At 66.7% G+C, this 21,349-nt stretch carries 14 protein-coding genes and 3 rRNA genes; all 17 read right to left on the minus strand.

Annotated features, from left to right (window positions below; all coding sequences use genetic code 11):
• A 5S ribosomal RNA gene (rrf, locus tag AAEP80_RS00005) occupies positions 1–116 on the minus strand.
• 134 nt (positions 117–250) lie between these two features.
• Positions 251–3,379, minus strand: a 23S ribosomal RNA gene (locus tag AAEP80_RS00010).
• 425 nt (positions 3,380–3,804) lie between these two features.
• Positions 3,805–5,326: ribosomal RNA gene (locus tag AAEP80_RS00015) — 16S ribosomal RNA — on the minus strand.
• The 16S, 23S and 5S rRNA genes sit together here, the layout of an rRNA operon.
• A 573-nt stretch (positions 5,327–5,899) precedes the next feature.
• Positions 5,900–7,216, minus strand: coding sequence for a tyrosine--tRNA ligase (gene tyrS, locus AAEP80_RS00020; protein ID WP_420365495.1), 1,317 nt, complete (start codon positions 7,214–7,216; stop codon positions 5,900–5,902).
• Between the two features lie 61 nt (positions 7,217–7,277).
• Complete coding sequence (locus tag AAEP80_RS00025) at positions 7,278–7,940, minus strand: DNA-3-methyladenine glycosylase (RefSeq protein WP_420365496.1); 663 nt, start codon at positions 7,938–7,940, stop codon at positions 7,278–7,280.
• The gene (gene argH, locus AAEP80_RS00030) at positions 7,937–9,382 is read right to left on the minus strand and encodes an argininosuccinate lyase (protein ID WP_420365497.1); all 1,446 of its coding nucleotides are present in this window, start codon (positions 9,380–9,382) and stop codon (positions 7,937–7,939) included. The genes AAEP80_RS00025 and argH overlap by 4 nt, the downstream gene beginning before the upstream one ends.
• 27 nt (positions 9,383–9,409) lie before the next feature.
• Positions 9,410–10,597 (minus strand): argininosuccinate synthase, encoded by a 1,188-nt coding sequence (locus AAEP80_RS00035; RefSeq protein WP_420365498.1) that lies wholly within the window; start codon positions 10,595–10,597, stop codon positions 9,410–9,412.
• An 8-nt stretch (positions 10,598–10,605) separates the two neighbouring features.
• Complete coding sequence (gene argF / locus AAEP80_RS00040; RefSeq protein ID WP_420365499.1) at positions 10,606–11,556, minus strand: ornithine carbamoyltransferase; 951 nt, start codon at positions 11,554–11,556, stop codon at positions 10,606–10,608.
• Positions 11,553–12,779 carry an acetylornithine transaminase gene (locus AAEP80_RS00045; RefSeq protein WP_420365500.1) on the minus strand — a complete coding sequence of 409 codons (1,227 nt, stop codon included), beginning with the start codon at positions 12,777–12,779 and terminating at the stop codon, positions 11,553–11,555. Before AAEP80_RS00045 ends, argF begins: the two co-directional genes overlap by 4 nt.
• Positions 12,776–13,798, minus strand: coding sequence for an acetylglutamate kinase (gene argB, locus AAEP80_RS00050; RefSeq protein WP_413600986.1), 1,023 nt, complete (start codon positions 13,796–13,798; stop codon positions 12,776–12,778). The genes AAEP80_RS00045 and argB overlap by 4 nt, the downstream gene beginning before the upstream one ends.
• Positions 13,798–14,958 (minus strand): bifunctional glutamate N-acetyltransferase/amino-acid acetyltransferase ArgJ, encoded by a 1,161-nt coding sequence (gene argJ, locus AAEP80_RS00055; protein ID WP_420366827.1) that lies wholly within the window; start codon positions 14,956–14,958, stop codon positions 13,798–13,800. Before argJ ends, argB begins: the two co-directional genes overlap by 1 nt.
• A gap of 53 nt (positions 14,959–15,011) precedes the next feature.
• A complete protein-coding gene (locus tag AAEP80_RS00060) occupies positions 15,012–16,109 on the minus strand; it encodes an N-acetyl-gamma-glutamyl-phosphate reductase (RefSeq protein ID WP_420365501.1) in 1,098 nt (365 codons plus the stop codon).
• Between the two features lie 76 nt (positions 16,110–16,185).
• On the minus strand, positions 16,186–18,678 hold the full coding sequence (gene pheT, locus AAEP80_RS00065; RefSeq protein WP_420365502.1) for a phenylalanine--tRNA ligase subunit beta: 2,493 nt from the start codon (positions 18,676–18,678) through the stop codon (positions 16,186–16,188).
• On the minus strand, positions 18,678–19,718 hold the full coding sequence (gene pheS, locus AAEP80_RS00070; RefSeq protein ID WP_413600983.1) for a phenylalanine--tRNA ligase subunit alpha: 1,041 nt from the start codon (positions 19,716–19,718) through the stop codon (positions 18,678–18,680). Before pheS ends, pheT begins: the two co-directional genes overlap by 1 nt.
• 88 nt (positions 19,719–19,806) lie before the next feature.
• Complete coding sequence (locus AAEP80_RS00075) at positions 19,807–20,655, minus strand: TrmH family RNA methyltransferase (protein WP_420365503.1); 849 nt, start codon at positions 20,653–20,655, stop codon at positions 19,807–19,809.
• Positions 20,656–20,729: 74 nt separating this feature from the next.
• A complete protein-coding gene (gene rplT / locus AAEP80_RS00080) occupies positions 20,730–21,116 on the minus strand; it encodes a 50S ribosomal protein L20 (RefSeq protein ID WP_144759956.1) in 387 nt (128 codons plus the stop codon).
• Positions 21,117–21,143: 27 nt separating this feature from the next.
• Positions 21,144–21,338, minus strand: coding sequence for a 50S ribosomal protein L35 (gene rpmI / locus AAEP80_RS00085; protein ID WP_065961871.1), 195 nt, complete (start codon positions 21,336–21,338; stop codon positions 21,144–21,146).
• Positions 21,339–21,349: the final 11 nt, after the last annotated feature.

Below are 21,349 nucleotides of genomic sequence, written 5' to 3' on the forward strand. Positions count from 1 at the left end.
TCCGGCGGCGTCCTACTCTCCCACAAGGTCCCCCTTGCAGTACCATCGGCGCTGAGAGGCTTAGCTTCCGGGTTCGGAATGTGACCGGGCGTTTCCCTCTCGCTATGACCACCGGAACACTGTCGACCATGATCTGGTCTCAACATGTTCCTTCAAGCCGTTGCTGAAGTATTCAGTTGATTCCCGATCGTCTGTCGGGAACCACAAAGTGGACGCGAGCCCGTGACCCGAAGGCCACGGAAATAATTGTGTTGTCAAGTCTTCGGCTTATTAGTACCGGTCAGCTCCACGGGTCGTTAGTCCCCGCTTCCACATCCGGCCTATCAACCCAGTAGTCTGCTGGGAGCCTCTCACACTCAAGGTGCATGGAAATCTCATCTCGAAGACGGCTTCCCGCTTAGATGCTTTCAGCGGTTATCCGGTCCGAACGTAGCTAATCAGCGGTGCCCTTGGCAGAACAACTGACACACCAGAGGTTCGTCCATCCCGGTCCTCTCGTACTAGGGATAGATCTTCTCAAATTTCCAACGCGCGCAGCGGATAGGGACCGAACTGTCTCACGACGTTCTAAACCCAGCTCGCGTACCGCTTTAATGGGCGAACAGCCCAACCCTTGGGACCTACTCCAGCCCCAGGATGCGACGAGCCGACATCGAGGTGCCAAACCATGCCGTCGATATGGACTCTTGGGCAAGATCAGCCTGTTATCCCCGAGGTACCTTTTATCCGTTGAGCGACAGCGCTTCCACAAGCCACTGCCGGATCACTAGTCCCGACTTTCGTCCCTGCTCGACCTGTCAGTCTCACAGTCAAGCTCCCTTGTGCACTTACACTCGCCACCTGATTGCCAACCAGGTTGAGGGAACCTTTGGGCGCCTCCGTTACTCTTTGGGAGGCAACCGCCCCAGTTAAACTACCCATCAGGCACTGTCCATGAACCCGATCAGGGTCCTACGTTAGACATCCAAAGTGACCAGAGTGGTATTTCAACAATGACTCCACGAACACTAGCGTGCCCGCTTCACAGTCTCCCACCTATCCTACACAAGCCACTCCGAACACCAATACCAAACTGTAGTAAAGGTCACGGGGTCTTTCCGTCCTGCTGCGCGTAACGAGCATCTTTACTCGTAGTGCAATTTCGCCGAGTTCGCGGTTGAGACAGCTGGGAAGTCGTTACGCCATTCGTGCAGGTCGGAACTTACCCGACAAGGAATTTCGCTACCTTAGGATGGTTATAGTTACCACCGCCGTTTACTGGGGCTTAAATTCAGAGCTTCGGCCGAAACCTAACCCCTCCTCTTAACCTTCCAGCACCGGGCAGGCGTCAGTCCGTATACATCGTCTTGCGACTTCGCACGGACCTGTGTTTTTAGTAAACAGTCGCTTCCCACTGGTCTCTGCGGCCTTCAACGCTCACGGAGTGAATCCGGTCACGTGTCCGGCCCCCCTTCTCCCGAAGTTACGGGGGCATTTTGCCGAGTTCCTTAACCACGATTCTCTCGATCTCCTTGGTATTCTCTACCTGACCACCTGAGTCGGTTTCGGGTACGGGCGGCTGCAACCTCGCGTCGATGCTTTTCTCGGCAGCATAGGATCACTGATTTCCCCTAACGGGTACGCGTCGGATCTCAGGCGTACAGACGACGGATTTGCCTATCGTCAGCCCTACATCCTTACACCAGGTTCACCTTACGGATACCATCGCCTGGCTCAGCTACCTTCCTGCGTCACACCTGTTCATACGCTAACCGCACCAGCATGGGGTCGAGCGTTAGACCGCACCGCTTCACCCCGAAGGGATCCGCTGGATACGGGTTAGGACTCTTAGCACCACTGGATTAGCTTGGGCGGTTGTTCGCCGGTACGGGAATATCAACCCGTTGTCCATCGACTACGCCTGTCGGCCTCGCCTTAGGTCCCGACTTACCCAGGGCGGATTAACCTGGCCCTGGAACCCTTGGTCTTTCGGAGGACGGGTTTCTCACCCGTCTTTCGCTACTCATGCCTGCATTCTCACTCGTGTGGCGTCCACGGCTGGATTACTCCGCCGCTTCACTCGCCACACGACGCTCTCCTACCACTCCGCACGACTGAACCACGAAGGCTTGTCTAACATGCGAAATCTACAACTTCGGCGGTGTGCTTGAGCCCCGTTACATTGTCGGCGCGGAATCACTTGACCAGTGAGCTATTACGCACTCTTTCAAGGGTGGCTGCTTCTAAGCCAACCTCCTGGTTGTCTATGCAACTCCACATCCTTTCCCACTTAGCACACGCTTAGGGGCCTTAGTTGGTAGTCTGGGTTGTTTCCCTCTCGACGATGAAGCTTATCCCCCACCGTCTCACTGCTGCGCTCTCACTCACCGGCATTCGGAGTTTGGCTGACGTCAGTAACCTGTTGAGGCCCATCGGCCATCCAGTAGCTCTACCTCCGGCGAGAAACACGCAACGCTGCACCTAAATGCATTTCGGAGAGAACCAGCTATCACGAAGTTTGATTGGCCTTTCACCCCTATCCACAGCTCATCCCCTCCATTTTCAACTGAAGTGGGTTCGGTCCTCCACGACGTCTTACCGTCGCTTCAACCTGGCCATGGATAGATCACTTCGCTTCGGGTCTAGGACATGCGACTAAAATCGCCCTATTCAGACTCGCTTTCGCTACGGCTGCCCCACACGGGTTAACCTCGCCACATATCACTAACTCGCAGGCTCATTCTTCAAAAGGCACGCCGTCACCCCTACAAGGAGGCTCCGACGGTTTGTAAGCAAACGGTTTCAGGTACTATTTCACTCCCCTCCCGGGGTACTTTTCACCTTTCCCTCACGGTACTTGTCCGCTATCGGTCATCTGGGAGTATTTAGGCTTATCAGGTGGTCCTGACAGATTCACACGGGATTTCTCGGGCCCCGTGCTACTTGGGATACACATCCGGCCATAACACCATTTCGTCTACGGGGCTGGCACCCACTACGGCCCGGCTTTCAAACCGGTTCGACTATGATGCGCTGTAACCGCCCCAGTCCGGCAGAACTGAGCGACGTGTCCCACAACCCCGACCATGCAACGCCCGCCGGCTATCACACATGATCGGTTTAGCCTCATCCGCTTTCGCTCGCCACTACTCACGGAATCACATGTTGTTTTCTCTTCCTGTGGGTACTGAGATGTTTCACTTCCCCACGTTCCCTCTACCCGCCCTATATATTCAGGCGGGAGTCACCAGGTCGACAAGTCGCCTGGCGGGGTTTCCCCATTCGGAAATCCTCGGCTCACAGCTCGATTATCAGCTCCCCGAGGCTTATCGCAGATTTCTACGTCCTTCTTCGGCTCCAGATGCCAAGGCATCCACCGTTTGCTCTTAGAAACTTGACCACAAAGATTAAAATTGCGATCGACTCGACAACACGACCACCCCGAAGAACAGTCATCGTTGCGAGCGATCTAAGATGCTCGCGTCCACTGTGTAGTTCTCAACATACGATCGGCACCACACTCCCCCAGCCATAACAGCTAGCTTCATGTGGCCCATCGAAGAACCATGCGGATCACTCCGCCGGCCCAACCCCCGCCACCACTCACGTGGACGGCAGGAAGCCTGGTCCCTCAGGACCCAACAACGTGCACCAGCCAGCCCGCTCACCCCCGACCCCTTCCAACCAGACCCGAAGACCTGGCGTACTAAGACCGGAAGCCGCGCTCCCGACTGCACTGTCAATGTTCCACCCATGAGCTACCGGCGAGAACGTTCGTCTCGATCCGGCGCCTGGACATCGCAAGCGATGCCAGATGCTCCTTAGAAAGGAGGTGATCCAGCCGCACCTTCCGGTACGGCTACCTTGTTACGACTTAGTCCTAATCACCGATCCCACCTTCGACGGCTCCTTCCACAAGGGTTAGGCCACCGGCTTCGGGTGTTACCGACTTTCATGACTTGACGGGCGGTGTGTACAAGGCCCGGGAACGTATTCACCGCAGCGTTGCTGATCTGCGATTACTAGCGACTCCGACTTCATGAGGTCGAGTTGCAGACCTCAATCCGAACTGAGACCGGCTTTTTGGGATTCGCTCCACCTTACGGTATCGCAGCCCTTTGTACCGGCCATTGTAGCATGCGTGAAGCCCAAGACATAAGGGGCATGATGATTTGACGTCATCCCCACCTTCCTCCGAGTTGACCCCGGCAGTCTCCTATGAGTCCCCGGCATAACCCGCTGGCAACATAGAACGAGGGTTGCGCTCGTTGCGGGACTTAACCCAACATCTCACGACACGAGCTGACGACAACCATGCACCACCTGTACACCGACCACAAGGGGGCGACCATCTCTGGCCGTTTCCGGTGTATGTCAAGCCTTGGTAAGGTTCTTCGCGTTGCATCGAATTAATCCGCATGCTCCGCCGCTTGTGCGGGCCCCCGTCAATTCCTTTGAGTTTTAGCCTTGCGGCCGTACTCCCCAGGCGGGGCGCTTAATGCGTTAGCTACGACACAGAAACCGTGGAAAGGTCCCTACATCTAGCGCCCAACGTTTACGGCATGGACTACCAGGGTATCTAATCCTGTTCGCTCCCCATGCTTTCGCTCCTCAGCGTCAGTTACGGCCCAGAGATCTGCCTTCGCCATCGGTGTTCCTCCTGATATCTGCGCATTCCACCGCTACACCAGGAATTCCAATCTCCCCTACCGCACTCTAGTCTGCCCGTACCCACTGCAAGCCCGAGGTTGAGCCTCGGGATTTCACAGCAGACGCGACAAACCGCCTACGAGCTCTTTACGCCCAATAATTCCGGACAACGCTTGCACCCTACGTATTACCGCGGCTGCTGGCACGTAGTTAGCCGGTGCTTTTTCTGCAGGTACCGTCACTCTCGCTTCTTCCCTACTAAAAGAGGTTTACAACCCGAAGGCCGTCATCCCTCACGCGGCGTTGCTGCATCAGGCTTTCGCCCATTGTGCAATATTCCCCACTGCTGCCTCCCGTAGGAGTCTGGGCCGTGTCTCAGTCCCAGTGTGGCCGGTCACCCTCTCAGGCCGGCTACCCGTCGTCGCCTTGGTGAGCCATTACCTCACCAACAAGCTGATAGGCCGCGAGTCCATCCCCAACCAAAAAATCTTTCCACCACCAGACCATGCGGCCAGTGATCATATCCAGTATTAGACGTCGTTTCCAACGCTTATCCCAGAGTCAGGGGCAGGTTACTCACGTGTTACTCACCCGTTCGCCACTAATCCACCCAGCAAGCTGGGCATCATCGTTCGACTTGCATGTGTTAAGCACGCCGCCAGCGTTCGTCCTGAGCCAGGATCAAACTCTCCGTAAAAAAATTACAGACCCAACACCCGAAAGCGTCAGGCCGAGTTGATCTTGACTGTTGACTGTCTACTGACAATCTTCAATCCAAAAGGAATTGTCTCCGACTCGACCAGCAAAACCGGCCGAGCACGGGGTCAATAAATTGGCATTGACAATGTGCACGCTGTTGAGTTCTCAAGGACCAGACGCACTCCCCGCTCGACCCCGAAAGAGGTTCCGCCAGAGAGGCATTCGTTCTTGGTTTGACCACCGGTGTCGTCGGACTCGAAGTCCAGTGGGCTCATCCCCGAGGGGAGAGAACCGGTGGAGTAGTCATCCTAGGCGTCGAAGCTGTCCAGCGCAAGGCCGGATCTGAACTCCAGTGGAGGATGGTCCCGCTTGAGGGCCGACGTGCTCTGGGCTTCCGCTCCAGCCGCTCCGCCGCACCTTTGGGGTGACGAGTAAGAACTATACGCAGCGCTGGACGGGTGCGCCAAGACGGTCCACATCCCGGGCGTGTCGCATCGTGCAACACGGTACCCGTGACGCACGGAAGCCCGGTCCCACACTCGTGGAACCGGGCTTCGCGCGTCCGGGTGGATCAGCCGACGAGGGTCACGCCGGCGAGGGTCTTCTTGCCTCGACGGAGCACGAGCACTCCCCCGGGCAGGGCGAGGTCGGACAGCGGGGCCGTCGGGTCCTCGGCTCGGGCGTTGTTCACGTAGACGCCGCCTTGGTCGATGGCACGTCGGGCTTCCCCGAGGGACTTCACCAGCTCGGTCTCGACGAGCGCCTTCGCCAGGTCGGCATCCGGAGCGAGCGAGATCGACCCGGGGAGCTCCGCGATCGCGGACCGGAGCGTGGGTTCGTCGAGCGCCTCCAGGTCACCGTTGCCGAACAACGCCGCCGAGGCATCGATCGCCGCCTGGGTCGCCGGGACACCGTGCACGATGGACGTCACCTCGAACGCGAGGGTCCGCTGGGCCTCGCGCCGGAACGGTTCATCCGCCACCGCCTGCTCGAGCCGTTCGATCTCGGCCCTCGACAGGAAGGTGAACTTCTGCAAGCGGTCGACGACGTCGGCATCGGTGGTGTTGAGCCAGAACTGGTACAGCGCGTACGGCGACGTCATGTCGGCGTCGAGCCAGATGGCGTTGCCCTCGCTCTTGCCGAACTTCGTGCCGTCGGAGTTCGTGATGAGGGGCGTCCCCATCGCGTGCACCGTGGCACCTTCGGCTCGACGGATGAGCTCCGTCCCCGAGGTCAGGTTGCCCCACTGGTCGGAGCCACCCGTCTGCAGCGTGCACCCGTACTGCCGGAACAGCTCGCGGTAGTCCATCCCCTGCAGGATCTGGTAGCTGAACTCCGTGTAGCTGATCCCGGCGTCCGAGTTCAGCCGGGCGGCGACCGCGTCCTTCTTGAGCATCGAGTTGACGCGGAAGTACTTGCCGACGTCGCGGAGGAAGTCGATCGCGGACATCGGCGACGTCCAGTCGAGGTTGTTCACGAGCCGCACGCCGTTGTCGCCGTCCGGGCTGAGGAACCGCGACACCTGCTCCTGCAAGCGGGCCACCCACTCGGACACGGTCTCCCGGGTGTTCAGGGTGCGCTCTGCCGTCGGACGCGGGTCGCCGATCAGGCCGGTCGAACCGCCGACGAGTGCGAGGGGCTTGTGCCCCGCGAGCTGCAGCCGCCGCATCGTCAGGAGCTGGAGCAGGTTGCCGCAGTGCAGTGACGGAGCCGTCGGGTCGAAGCCGCAGTAATAGGTGATCGGCTCGCCGTCGAGGGCCTCTTTGAGTGCGGTCTCGTCGGTCGAGACGTGCACCAGACCACGCCAGCGCAGCTCGTCCCACACCGAGGCGAAGGTGGGGTCGTTCTGCTGGCGTGTCAGGACATCGGGAGCGGTATCACTGGACACCCAGCCATCGTAGCGGCGGCCGGTGACGCACACGGCACACTGGAGGCCCGGTGCTGGTCCGTCAGTCGAGGGCGCGCTGGTGCCGTCGGTACGTCGAGACCGTGGGCTCACCGGGCAGCCAGAAACGCCAGGGGAAGCCGGCACCGCCGGCGATGCCGGCGACCCCGGTGCGGGGCCCGCGACCGATCAGCGGGTCGGCAGCCAGCCCGGCGAGGACCGCAGCCGGTCCGTCGGAGGCGAGCCGAGCCTCCAGGCCGGGTGCCAGGGCGAGCACGTACGGGCCGCGACCGTCCGTGACGGAGGAGCCGTCGTCCGTGCCGAGGACCGCACCGAGCGCGCTGCCGAGGTTGCCGGGTCCACGCGCCAGCTGCACGTCCGACACCGACGGGCCCCGCCGCTCGCGGGCGACGTCGATGCCTTCGACGACCTCGGCACCACGGAGGAGCGATCCGGACGACGTCCCGGCCGGTCCGCTGACGACGTTGACGCACGTGTGGATGCCGTACGAGCGGTACGCGTAGAGGGTGCCGGGCGGGCCGAACAGTTGCCTGTTCCGCTCGGTCATCCCACGGTGCCCGTGTGAACCGGGGTCGGTCGGGCCGAAGTACGCCTCGACCTCGGTGATGCGGATCGTCACGCCTCGACCCGTGAGCGTCGCACCGAGCAGGGCCGGCGCGGAGACCGGTGCCGGCTCCGCCAGGAGCGCGAGGAGGCCCGCCGTCATCGGGTGAAGGGCGCCCCGCTCGCCAGGTCGTGGACACGCTGCGTCAGACCCGTGAGCTGCTCGGCGACGCGATCCGGGGCCGTCCCGCCGACGCCCGAGCGGGACGACGTGCTGCCCTCGATGGTGAGGACCGCGCGGACGCCGGGGGTGAGGTGCTCGGAGACGGCGAGGTACTCGTCGTCGGACGGGTCGTCGAGCTCGATGCCGCGCTCCTCGCAGTACCGGACCAGGGAGCCCGAGATCTCGTGCGCGTCGCGGAACGGGACGCCCTGGCGGACGAGCCACTCGGCGACGTCGGTCGCGAGCGAGAAGCCCTGCGGTGCCAGCTCGGCCATGCGCTCGGTGTCGAAGGTCAGCGTCGCGATCATGCCGGTGAAGGCCGGCAGCAGGACCTCGAGCGTGGCGACCGAGTCGAAGACGGGTTCCTTGTCCTCTTGCAGGTCGCGGTTGTACGCGAGCGGGAGGCCCTTCAGCGTGGTCAGGAGGCCGGTCAGGTTGCCGACGAGTCGACCGGACTTACCGCGTGCCAGCTCGGCGATGTCCGGGTTCTTCTTCTGCGGCATGATGCTCGACCCGGTGGAGAACGCGTCGTGCAACCGCACGAAGCCGAACTCCTTCGTGTTCCAGAGGATGACCTCTTCGGCGAGCCGCGACACGTCGATGCCGATCTGCGCCAGGACGAACGCGAACTCCGCGACGGTGTCTCGGGCAGCGGTGGCGTCGATCGAGTTCTCCGCCGGGCGGTCGAACCCGAGCTCGCGGGCGATCGCCGCGGGGTCGAGTCCGAGGGAGCTGCCGGCGAGGGCGCCGGCGCCGTACGGGCTGACGCTCGCGCGGGTGGACCAGTCGCGGAGTCGCTCGAGGTCGCGCACCAGCGGCCAGGCGTGTGCGAGGAGGTGGTGCGCGAGGAGCACGGGCTGGGCGTGCTGCAGGTGCGTGCGGCCGGGCATGATCGCCGCCGGGTGTTCGCTCGCCTGCTGGCTGATCGCGTCGACCAGGTCGATCACCAGGCGGCCGATGCGGCGCCCGTGGTCGAGCATGTGCATCCGGCCGAGGGTGGCGATCTGGTCGTTCCGGCTGCGGCCGGCGCGGAGCTTGCCCCCGAGCTCGGGGCCGAGGTCGGCGATGAGCAGGCGTTCCAGAGCGCCGTGGACGTCCTCGTCGCTGTCGGCGGGCTGCAGCTCGCCCGTGGCGTGGGCCTGCTCCAGGCGGTCGAGGCCGGCGGTCATCTGCTCGAGCTCGTCGGCGGTCAGGTACCCGGCCGTGTGCAGGGCGCGGGCGTGGGCCCGGGAACCGGCGATGTCGTACGGCGCGAGCTGCCAGTCGAAGTGGGTGGACTTCGACAGGGCGGCGAGTTCGGCGCTCGGGCCGTCCGCGAAGCGGGCGCCCCACAGTGCGCCGGTGTTCGTGGCGTCGGTCTTGGCGTTCGTCTGGTCCGTCATGTCGTCCTGCGTTCGTCCTTCGGTGGTTCAGTTGGCGCGGTCGCGGCGGGCCGCGATGCGGCTCGGGAGCGACCAGATGTCGATGAAGCCCTTCGCCTGCTCCTGGTCGAAGGTGTCGCCCGTGGCGTTCGTCGCGAGCTCGAAGTCGTAGAGACTCTGCTCGGAGCGGCGCCCCGTGACCGTCGCACGGCCACCGTGGAGCTGCAGTCGGACGTCCCCGGACACGTGCTGCTGGGAGTGGTCGATGAACGCGTCGAGACCACGTTTGAGGCCTCCGAACCAGAGCCCGTCGTAGACCAGCTCTGCCCAGTCGGCCTCGACCCTGCGCTTGTAGCGGGCGACGTCACGCTCGAGGGTGAGGCTCTCGAGTTCCTCGTGCGCGGCGATGAGTGCGATCGCCGCAGGGGCCTCGTACACCTCGCGCGACTTGATGCCCACGAGGCGGTCCTCGAGGACGTCGATGCGACCGACGCCGTGCCGGCCGGCCAGGGCGTTCAGCTCCTGGACGACGCGCAGCACGCTGAAGCGCTGACCGTCGATGGCGACCGGGACGCCCTGCTCGAACGTGATCGTGACCTCGTCCGGGTCACGTGGGAGCGTCGGGTCCTGCGTGGACGCGTAGAGGTCCTCGGTCGGGGCGGTCCACGGGTCCTCGAGGGAAGCGGCCTCCACCGCGCGTCCCCACACGTTCTGGTCGACCGAGTCGCTCCGGTGCCGGATCGGGAGACCGTGCGCGTCGGCGTAGGCGATCACCTTGTCCCTGGTCAGCGCGAGGTCACGGACCGGGGCAATCGACGTCAGCTCGGGGGCGATCGCGGCCACCGCCGCCTCGAAGCGGACCTGGTCGTTGCCCTTCCCGGAGCACCCGTGCGCGACGGTGTCCGCGCCGAGCTGCTTCGCCGTGGCCGCGAGGTGCTTCGCGATGAGCGGGCGGCTCAGGGCGGAGACCAGTGGGTACCGCTTCTGGTAGAGCGCGTTCGCCTTGATCGCGGGCACGACGTACTCGTCGGCGAACTCGTCCTTCGCGTCGATGACCACGGCTTCCACCGCGCCGCAGTCCAGGGCGCGCTGGCGGACGGTCTGCAGGTCGTCGCCGCCCTGACCGACGTCGACCGTCAGGGCCACGACGTCCTTGCCGGTGGCCTCGCGCAGCCAGCCGATGCCGACGGACGTGTCGAGTCCGCCGGAGTAGGCCAGGACGACGCGGTCTGCCACGGGTGCTCCTAGGCGCCCGTGTTCGCGGCGGTCGCCGTGTTGGCGGCGAGGAGCCAGGCGAGGAGTGCCTTCTGGGCGTGCAGGCGGTTCTCCGCCTCGTCCCAGATGATGCTGCGCGGACCGTCGATCACGTCGGCGGTGACCTCGTACCCACGGTCGGCGGGCAGGCAGTGCATGAACACGGCGTCGTCCGCGGCGTGCGCCATCATCGCGTCGTCGACGCGGTAGCCGTTGAAGGTGTCGAGACGCTGCTGCTTCTCGTCCTCCTTGCCCATCGACACCCAGGTGTCCGTCACGACGACGTCCGCACCGGCCACGGCGGCGACCGGGTCCGTCACCACGAGCACCGATCCACCGGTCTCGGCAGCCCGGCGTTCGGCGTCCGACACGACGTCGACGGCCGGCGAGAACGCAGCCGGGGACCCGACACGGACGTGCATGCCCGCGGTGGCTCCGGCGAGCAGGTACGACTGCGCCATGTTGCTCGCGCCGTCACCGACGAAGGCGACCGTCTGTCCGGCGAGTGCACCGCGGTGCTCACGGATCGTCAGGAGGTCGGCGAGCAGCTGGCACGGGTGGAAGTCGTCGGACAGGGCGTTGACGACGGGGACCGTGGTGCCTTCGGCCATCTCCTCGAGTCCGGCCTGCCCGTACGTGCGCCAGACGATGGCCGACACCATGCGCTCGAGCACACGGGCCGTGTCGGACGGGGTCTCCTTGCCGCCGAGCTGGCTGTTCGCCGTCGAGATGATGAGCGGGCTGCCGCCCAGGTCGCTGATCCCGACGTGGAAGGACACCCGGGTTCGCGTCGACGACTTGTCGAAGATCACGGCGACGCTCTGCGGGCCCGCGAGCGGCTTCGCGCCCCAGCGGTCGCGCTTCATCCCGACCGCGAGGTCGAGGATGGCGGACTGCTCGGCCTGCGAGAGGTCGTCGTCGCGGAGGAAGTGGCGGGTCATGCGGAGGTCTCCTGGTCGGCGCCCTCGACGGCCGCCATGCTCTGGGCGAGGATCGACAGGAACTCGTCGATCTCGGCGTCGGACACGATGAGCGGCGGCGCGATGCGCAGGCTCGCCTCGTTGGGGGCGTTCACGATGAGACCCCGCTCGAGGGCGGCAGCCGAGATGGCCGCCGCGACGGGGCGGTGCAGCCCGACCCCGATGAGCAGGCCGCGCCCGCGGATCTCCTCGACCAGCGGCGAGACGATCGCGGCGATGCCCGCACGGATCCGCTCCCCCTTGACCAGGGCTGCGTCGACGAGGCCGGCGTCCTCGATCTCGCCGAGGACCGCGTTCGCGACACGGGTGCCGAGGGGGTTGCCGCCGAACGTCGAGCCGTGCTGCCCGGCGGAGAAGAGCTCAGAGGCGCGACCGAAGGTCACGAGCGCCCCGATCGGGAACCCGCCAGCGATGCCCTTCGCGATCGTGATGGCATCGGGGACGACCCCGAGGTGCTGGAACGCGAACCACGACCCCGTCCGGCCGACACCGGTCTGGATCTCGTCGAGGATGAGCAGCGCGCCGTGCTCCTCGGTCAAGCGACGAGCGGCGGCGAGGAACCCGTCGGGCAGGTCGACGACGCCGGCCTCGCCCTTGATCGGCTCGAGGATGAGCGCCGCGACGGTGTCGTCGATCGCGTGCTCGAGCGCCTCGATCGTGGTGTCGACGTGGTCGACCCCCGGGACCATCGGCAAGAAGTCCTCTTGCAGTGCGGGCTTGCCGGTGAGCGCGAGCGCGCCCATCGTGCGGCCGTGGAAGCCCTGCTTGAGCGCGAGGATCCGGGTCTTCCGACCATCAGCACCCTTGTTCAGCCGGGCGAGCTTGAACGCGGCCTCGTTCGCCTCGGCACCGGAGTTGCCGAAGTACACGCGGCCCGCGTCGCCGGCGCCGGTGATGCGCTTCAGCCGCTCGGCGAGTTCGAGCTGCGGGGGCGTCGCGAAGTAGTTCGACACGTGCACGAGCTTGGCGGCCTGGTCGGCGATCGCCTCGACGAGGACGGGGTGCGCGTGCCCGAGGGAGTTCACCGCGATGCCGGCGAGGAAGTCGAGGTACTCCTTGCCGTCGACGTCCCACACGCGGCAGCCCTGCCCGCGCTCGAGCATGACCTTCGGCGGGGTCAGGGATCGCATCAGCGACGCCCCGAACCGGTCGTTCCAGGTCTCGGTCTGCGTCTCGGTGTTCACCGTGCGGGTCCCTTCGTGTTCGTGCCGTGCGTGGTGTCGTGCGTGACCGCCGGGCCGCGTCGGCCGATCTCGGCGTGGGTGTTCTGGTTCTCGGTGCGCCGGCTCGGGTCCGGGATCACCTCGGTGCCCGCGCCACGGAGCGTGAAGACCTCGAGGAGGATCGAGTGCGGGATCCGGCCGTCGATGATCGTCGCGCCGCCGACCCCGCCGACCACGGCGTCCAGGCACGCGGTCATCTTCGGGATCATGCCCGACTCGAGCGTCGGGAGCAGTTCGCGGAGTTCCTCGACCGCGATGAGGTCGATGATCGAGTCCCGGTCCGGCCAGTTGCGGTACAGACCAGGGACGTCGGTCAGCATCATGAGCTTCGACGCCCCGAGTGCGATCGCGAGCGCCGCGGCGGCCGCGTCGGCGTTCACGTTGAGCGCCTGGTCGGGGTGGGCGTCGTCGATCGCGATGCTCGACACGACGGGGATCTGGTTCGCACGGATCGCGGCGAGCACCCCGGACGGATCGACGTGCGTGATGTCGCCGACGTGGCCGAGGTCGAAGTGCTCGCCGTCCACGACGACGCCCTTCTTCTCGCCCGTGAACAGCGAGCCGCCGTCGCCGAACACGCCGACGCCGATGCCGTCGCCGTGTTCGTTCATCAGGTCGACGATCTCGCGGTTGACCTCGCCGGCGAGGACGTCACGGACGACGGTGATCGCCTCGGTCGTCGTCACGCGGTAGCCGCCTCGGAACTCGGACTGGATGCCCTGTTCCTTCAGCGCTGCGGAGATCTGCGGGCCGCCGCCGTGCACGACGACGGGGTGCAGCCCGGCGTACCGGAGGTAGACCATGTCCTCGGCGAACGCGCGCTTCAGGTCGGCGTTCACCATCGCGTTGCCGCCGAACTTGACGACGACGATCTTGCCCGAGAACCGCTTGAGCCACGGCAGGGACTCGATGAGGGTCGCGGCCTTGACGGTCGCGAGCTCGTGCTCTTCTTCCTTCGAGAGGTTGCTGTCGTCGGCCATCAGCTGGAGTACGCGCTGTTCTCGTGGACGTAGTCGTGCGTCAGGTCGTTCGTCAGGATGGTCGCCGCGAACGGCCCCACCCCGAGGTCGATGAGCACGTCGGTGTCACGCGGGGTGAGGTCGACCTCGTCGCTCGGGCGGTCGGGAGCGCCGGCGTGGCAGACCCGGACGCCGTTCATCGAGACGTCGACCGCGTACGGGTCGAACTCGGCGTCGGTCGTGCCGATCGCCGCGAGTACCCGGCCCCAGTTGGGGTCGTTGCCGAACATCGCGGCCTTGAAGAGGTTGTTCCGGGCGACGCTCCGGCCGACCGTGACGGCGTCGTCCTCGCTGGCGGCACCGACCACGTGGATCGCGATGTCGTGACTCGCGCCCTCGGCGTCCTGCTGGAGCTGCCGAGCGAGGTCCGCGCAGACCGCGGTCAGTGCCTCTTGGAAGTCGCCGACCTCCGGCGTCACGCCCGAGGCCCCTGACGACATGAGCACGACGGTGTCGTTGGTCGACATGCAGCCGTCGGAGTCGACGCGGTCGAACGTCACGCGCGTCGCCGCACGGAGTGCCTGGTCGAGTTCCTCGGAGCCGAGGAGCGCGTCGGTCGTGATGACGACGAGCATCGTCGCGAGCCCCGGCGCGAGCATGCCTGCGCCCTTGGCCATGCCACCGACGGTCCAGCCGTCCTCGGAGACCGACGCCTGCTTGGCCCGGGTGTCCGTCGTCATGATCGCGGCGGCGGCGTCAGGGCCGCCGGTCTCCGACAGGGCGTCCGTGGTGAGTGCGACGCCGTGCAGGACGTGGTCGCGGAACGTCTGGTCGCCGCGGCCGATCAGACCGGTCGAGCAGACGACGACGTCGCCGGCTCCGATGCCGAGTGACTCGCCGACCGCCTCTGCGGTCATGTGGGTGGTCTGGAACCCGAACGGTCCGGTGAAGCAGTTCGCGCCGCCGGAGTTGAGGAAGACCGCCTTCGCGATGCCGTCACCGACGACCTGGCGGGACCAGATCACCGGATGGGCCTGTGCGCGGTTGCTGGTGAACACCGCGGCGACGGCTGATTCCGGACCGTCGTTCACGACGAGTGCCACGTCCGGCGTTCCACTCGCCTTGAGTCCGGCGGTCGCGCCGGCGGCGCGGAAGCCGGCAGCAGCGGTCACGCCCTGCAGGTCCGACCCGGCTCGGAGGCTCGGTTCGGCCTGGCCCTGCTTGCTTGCGTCCGTCACGGTGCGACTCCGTCCACGCTGAGGCCGAGTGTCTCCGGCAGGCCGAGGGCGATGTTCGCCGACTGCACCGCGGCGCCGCCGGTCCCCTTGGCGAGGTTGTCGAGGGCGCTGACCGCGACGACACGGCCGGCGGCTTCGTCGACGGCGATGCCGACGAGCGCGGTGTTCGCACCGATGGTGTCCGCGACCCGCGGGAATTCACCCTCGGGCAGCAGGTGCACGAACGGCTCGTCCGCGTACGCCTGCTCCCAGGCGAGGCGGACGTCACGTGCGGTGACGCCGGGCGCGAGCTTGGCGGTCGTCGTCGCGAGGATGCCACGGGACATCGGCACGAGGACCGGCGTGAACGAGATGGTCACGTCCGAGGCCCCTGCCGCGCGCAGGTTCTGCTGGATCTCCGGGATGTGCCGGTGCTTCCCGCCGACGGCGTACGCGCTGGCAGAGCCCATGATCTCCGACGCGAGGTAGGTCGTCGCGAGCTTCTTGCCTGCCCCCGACGGCCCGACGCTGAGCACGGCCACGATGTCGTCCGCCTGGACGAGACCGGCCTGGACGCCCGGCTGGATGCCGAGCGTGACCGCGGTGACGTTGCACCCGGGAACGGCGATCCGCTTGGTGTTCGCGAGCTCGACCCGCTGCCGACCCTGCGCGACGATGTCGTCGACGTCGCGCCATTCCTCCGCCGACCCCGGCTTCGGCGCTGCGTGCAGGAGTTCCGGCAGCCCGTAGGTCCACGCGCCGAAGTAGTCGCCGCCGTAGAACGCTTCCCAGGCCGCCGGGTCCGTCAGCCGGTGATCGGCGCCGCAGTCGACGACGAGCGTGTCCGCGTCGAGCTCCGCCGTGATCGCGCCGGACTGTCCGTGCGGCAGCGCCAGGAACACCACGTCGTGGCCGCGGAGGTTCTCCGCCGTCGTCTCGACCAGCGTCAGGTGCGCCAGCGAACGGAGGTGCGGCTGCGTCGCGATGAGCGGCTGTCCGGCGTTCGAGAACGCCGTCACCGTCCTGACGTCGAACTCGGGATGTGCGGAGAGGATGCGCAGCAGCTCACCGCCCGCGTAGCCGCTGGCTCCCGCCACGGCGACGGATACGGACATGGGATTCCACCTTAGGTCGGACTGTTCGTCGAGAGATCGGAGGCGGCGGCCCCGGGCGGTGCTGGTCCCAGTGGGATCAGTCGCGCAGGGTCGCCCCGAATCGCTCGCCGGCACGTCGGACGGCGCCGTCACGGGCCTCAGAGGCCTCGGCAGCAGTCAGGGTGCGGTCCGTGGCACGGAAGCGCAGCGCGAACGTCAGGGACTTCTGTCCCTCGTCCACGCCGGAGCCCCGGTAGTCATCCACGAGGCGAGCATACTCCAACAGCTCTCCGGCACCAGTCCGGACGACGTCGAGCACATCACCCGCCGGAACGTCGATGCCGACCACCAACGAGAGGTCCTGCGTCGCCGCCGGGTAGGTCACGATCGGTGCGACGGCGGGGATCTCGGGCACGGCTCCGACGAGTGCGTCGAGGTCGAGCTCGACGACCGCGACGACCCGGGGCAGGTCCGCAGCGGCGGTCAGCTCGGGCAGGAGCTCTCCCGCGACACCGACGACGACGTCACCGACGAGCAGCGACGCCGCACGGCCGGGGTGCAGCGACGGGTGCGTGGTCTGCGCGACCGTGAGCTCGGTGCCGGCTGCCCACGCCGCGGTGCGTGCGACGTCGAGGGCGTCCGCGATGCCGAACGGCTCCGGCTGCACGCCGGGCTGCTTGACGACGCGGTTCCCGGTGAGGAGCGCTGACACGTGGAACGGCTGCGCCGGCAGTGCGGCGTCGAGCGCACGGAGTGCCTCCGCGCCGGGGTGCGCGGCTCCGACCGGGACCGCGGGGGTGCCGAGCTCGGCGCCGTCGACCGGCAGGAACACGCGTGAGGTCTCGTACACGGCGACGTCGACGAGCCCGCGGGACACGTTGCGACGCGCGACGTCGACGAGCGCGGGGAGACCGCTCCGGCGGAGGAGGCTCTGCTCGCTGTCGAGGGCGTTCGCGAGCGCGACGCTCGGTCCGCCGTCCGGGTCGATCCCTGGGTAGGCGGCGGTCGTCGCTGCGGACACGAACGGAGCCGTGACGACCTCGACGAGGCCGTCGGCAGCGAGCGCTGCGGCGACGCGACGGAGTGCCTTCTGGTGTGTCGTGAGGCCGCGTCCGGGCGGAGCGACGGGCAGGACGCTCGGGATGCGGTCGTAGCCGACGATGCGGGCGACCTCTTCCACCAGCGTGGTGTCGTCGGTGAGGTCCGGGCGCCAGGTGGGTGCCGTGACGACGAGTTGCTCGCCGTCGGCCTCCACCGAGGCGCCGATCGCACGCAGCGTGTCGATGACCTCGGCGTCCGTGTAGGGGACGCCGATGAGTTCCTCGGCGCGGGACAGCCGCATCGTGACGGCCGGGCGGGACGCGTCGTCGACGAGCGTCGATCCGAGGGCGTCCGCCGTGCCGCCGGCGAGCTCGACGAGGAGCTCGACGGCACGGTTGGCAGCGGCGTCGGCGACGAGCGGGTCGACACCACGCTCGAACCGCCGGGACGCCTCGCTCGGGAGCTTGTGCCGACGGGCGGTGCGTGCGATCGAGACCTGGTCGAAGCCGGCGGCCTCGATCAGGACGTCTGTGGTCGACGCCGTGATCTCGGTGCGGGCACCACCCATCACCCCGGCGAGGCCGACGGGACCCTGGTCATCGGTGATGACGAGGTCTTCCGGGTCGAGCTTCCTGGTGACGTCGTCGAGCGTGGTCAGGGTCTCCCCCGCGGCCGCACGACGGACGCCGAGCCCGCCGACGACCGTTGACAGGTCGTACCCGTGCAGCGGCTGGCCGAGCTCGAACATGACGTAGTTCGTGATGTCGACGGGCAGCGAGATCGAGCGCACACCGGCGAGGGCCAGTCGAGACACCATCCAAGCAGGTGTCGGTCGGGTGGCGTCGACGCCGCGGACCACCCGGGTCACGAACGTGCTCGCACCGACGCGGCCGCGGATCGGGGCGTCGTCGGCGATCGACACCGTGAAGCCCTCGCCGCTGCGGGGAGCGACGCGGTCGACGGGGTCGTGGAACGAGGCACCGGTGGCGTGCGCGTACTCCCGTGCGACACCGCGCATGCTCAGGGCGTACCCACGGTCCGGCGTGACGTTGATCTCGACGGCGGCGTCGTCCAGGCCGAGGAGCGCGATCGCGTCCTGTCCGACCTGCGGCTCCATCCCGAGGTCCGCGAAGCGCAGGATGCCGTCGTGCTCGTCGCCGAGTCCGAGCTCGCGCGCCGAGGCGATCATGCCGTCGGACACGTGGCCGTAGGTCTTGCGCGCGGCGATCGGGAACGGTCCGGGGAGCACGGCACCGGGGAGCGTGACGACGACGAGGTCGCCCACGTCGAAGTTGTGCGCGCCGCAGACGATGCCGCGGGGCTCGGACTCGCCGACGTCCACCTGGCACCAGTTGATGGTCTTGCCGTTTTTCTGCGGCTCCGGGACGCGCTCAAGCACCCGACCGACCACGACGGGCCCGGTCAGGTCGAACGTGTGGACCGCTTCTTCTTCGAAACCGACCGACACGAGCGCCGCGTGGACGTGCTCGAGGGTGACGTCCTCGGGGAGGTCGACCGACTCACCGAGCCAACGGAGTGGGACGCGCATCAGACCACCGTTCCGAACTGCTGCGAGAAGCGGAGGTCGCCCTCGAGGAAGTCACGCATGTCGTTCAGGCCGTTGCGGAACTGCAGGGTCCGCTCGATGCCCATGCCGAACGCGAAGCCCTGGTATTCGTCGGGGTCGATGCCGGCGGAGCGCAGGACGTTCGGGTTGACCATGCCGCAGCCGCCCCACTCGACCCACCGTGCGCCACCCTTGGCGTTCGGCTGCCAGACGTCCATCTCGGCGGACGGCTCGGTGAACGGGAAGTAGTTCGGACGGAGACGGATCTGTGCCTCCGCGCCGAAGACCTGGCGCGCGAAGTGCTCCAGCGTGCCGCGCAGGTGCGCCATCGTCAGACCCTTGTCGATCGCGATGCCCTCGACCTGGGTGAACACCGGCAGGTGCGTCGCGTCGAGCTCGTCCGCGCGGTACACGCGCCCGGGAGCGATGACGTAGAGCGGCAGTTCGCGTGACAGCAGCGACCGCACCTGCACCGGCGAGGTGTGGGTGCGCATCACGAGGTGCCGGTCCACTGGTTCGACGAAGATCGTGTCGGCCATGGCGCGCGCGGGGTGGTCCTCGTCGAAGTTCAGCGCGTCGAAGTTGAACCACTCGTGCTCGAGCTCCGGGCCTTCTGCCACTTCCCACCCCATGCCGACGAAGATGTCAGCGACGGCTTCGTTCAGGAGCGAGAGCGGGTGGCGGGAGCCAGGCGTGCGGGTGGACGGCAGCGCGGTCACGTCGACGCGTTCGGCCTCGAGACGGGCACGCTCCTCGGCTTCGGCGAGCACGGACTCCTGCTCGGCGACGGCGCCGTTCACGCGGCCCCGCGCCTGCCCGACGAGCTTGCCGGCCTGGGCCTTCTGCTCCGGCGGCACACTGCGCATCGAGGCGTTCATGCGCGCGAGCACGGACTGTTCGCCCGTGTGCTCGGCCCTGGCCTGCTTCAGTTCGGCGACCGTCGTCGCGGCGCGGACTGCGGCGAGGGCCGCGTCGACCGCGTCGGCGACCGCCGATTCGCTGATCTCGAGAGGTTCTGACACAGCAACCGATCCTACCGGCCCCTGGGATACCGCCGTTCTGTCCTGCACCTGCCGTGCACAGAGCGGCCCCCGGACCGGCTGTGGAGGACTAGGCGGTCCGGAGCGCGAACGCCGACTCGTACAGGCAGACCGACGCCGCGGTGGCGAGGTTCATCGACTCGGCCGCGCCGTAGATCGGGACCTTCACGGCCCGGTCGACCAGTGCCAGGTCCTCGGCGGTGAGGCCGCGGGCCTCGTTCCCGAAGACCCACGCGGTCGGCCCGTCGAGCAGCCCCTCCGCGCGGACCTGCGGGAGGTCGTCGCCCGAGACGTCGGCGGCCAGGATCGTGTACCCGAGCGCGCGAGCACGGGACACGGCGTCGACGAGCGACACGCCGACCGACACCGGCACGTGGAAGAGGGACCCGGTCGTCGAGCGGACCACCTTCGGGTTGTACGGGTCGACGCTACGGCCCGTCAGGATGACCGCGTCGGCGCCGGCGGAGTCGGCGGCGCGGATGATCGTGCCGGCGTTCCCCGGGTCACGTACCTCTTCGAGGATCGCGACCAGTCCGGGCAACGGACGGTTCGTGGCGGGGTCGACCCGAGCCTCCAGTCCGGTCGCACCGGGGTCGGGGAAGACCTGCCGGACCGACGTCGGGAACTGCTGGCAGACCGCGACGACGCCCTGCGGGGTGACCGTGTCGGCCATCGCGGCGAGCACCTGCTCGGTGACGAACCAGGTGTCCACCGGCGCGTCGTGCAGGTCGTACCGCTCTGCTGCGGTCGGCGTGACGTAGAGCTCGCGGAGGAGCTCCGGCGCGTACTCGATCGCCTCGCGGACGGCCTGCGGCCCCTCGAGCAGGAACAGGCCCGTCTCGGCACGCTGGTCCTTCTTGGACAGGGCGGCGACGGCCTTGACGCGGCCGGCACGGGGGTTCTCGAGGAGATCAGTCACGCCACAAGTGTCGCAGCATGCACGAAGCCCCCGGTCCGCGGACGGAACGGGGGCTTCGGTGAGGGCAGTGACGACTACGCTGCGGCCTTCGGGGCCGAGGTGTCGGCCGGCAGGGCCTTCTTGGCCGTCTCGACGAGCGCGGCGAAGGTGTCGGCGTTGTTCACGGCGAGGTCGGCGAGGATGCGACGGTCGACCTCGACGCCGGCCAGGTTGAGACCCTGGATGAGGCGGTTGTAGGTCAGGCCGTTGGCGCGGGACGCAGCGTTGATGCGCTGGATCCAGAGGCGACGGAACTCGCCCTTCTTCGCGTGACGGTCGCGGTACGCGTAGACGAGGGAGTGGGTGACCTGCTCCTTGGCCTTGCGGTACAGACGCGAACGCTGGCCGCGGTAGCCCTCGGCGCGCTCGAGGACGACGCGACGCTTCTTGGCGGCGTTGACCGCTCTCTTTACTCGTGCCATTGCACTATTCCTTTACGATCCGGGGGCTCAGTGGCCGAGGAGCTTCTTGACGTTCTTCGCGTCGGCCTTCGAGAGGACCTGGTCCTCGTTGAGGCGAGCCTTGCGCTTGGCAGACTTGACCTCGAGGTTGTGACGCATACCGGCCTGCTGCTTCATGATCTTGCCGCTGCCGGTGACCTTGAAGCGCTTCTTCGACCCGGAGTGGGTCTTCTGCTTGGGCATGGTGGTGCCTT

The organism is Curtobacterium sp. L3-7 (assembly GCF_048756585.1).
Classification (GTDB): Bacteria; Actinomycetota; Actinomycetes; order Actinomycetales; family Microbacteriaceae; genus Curtobacterium.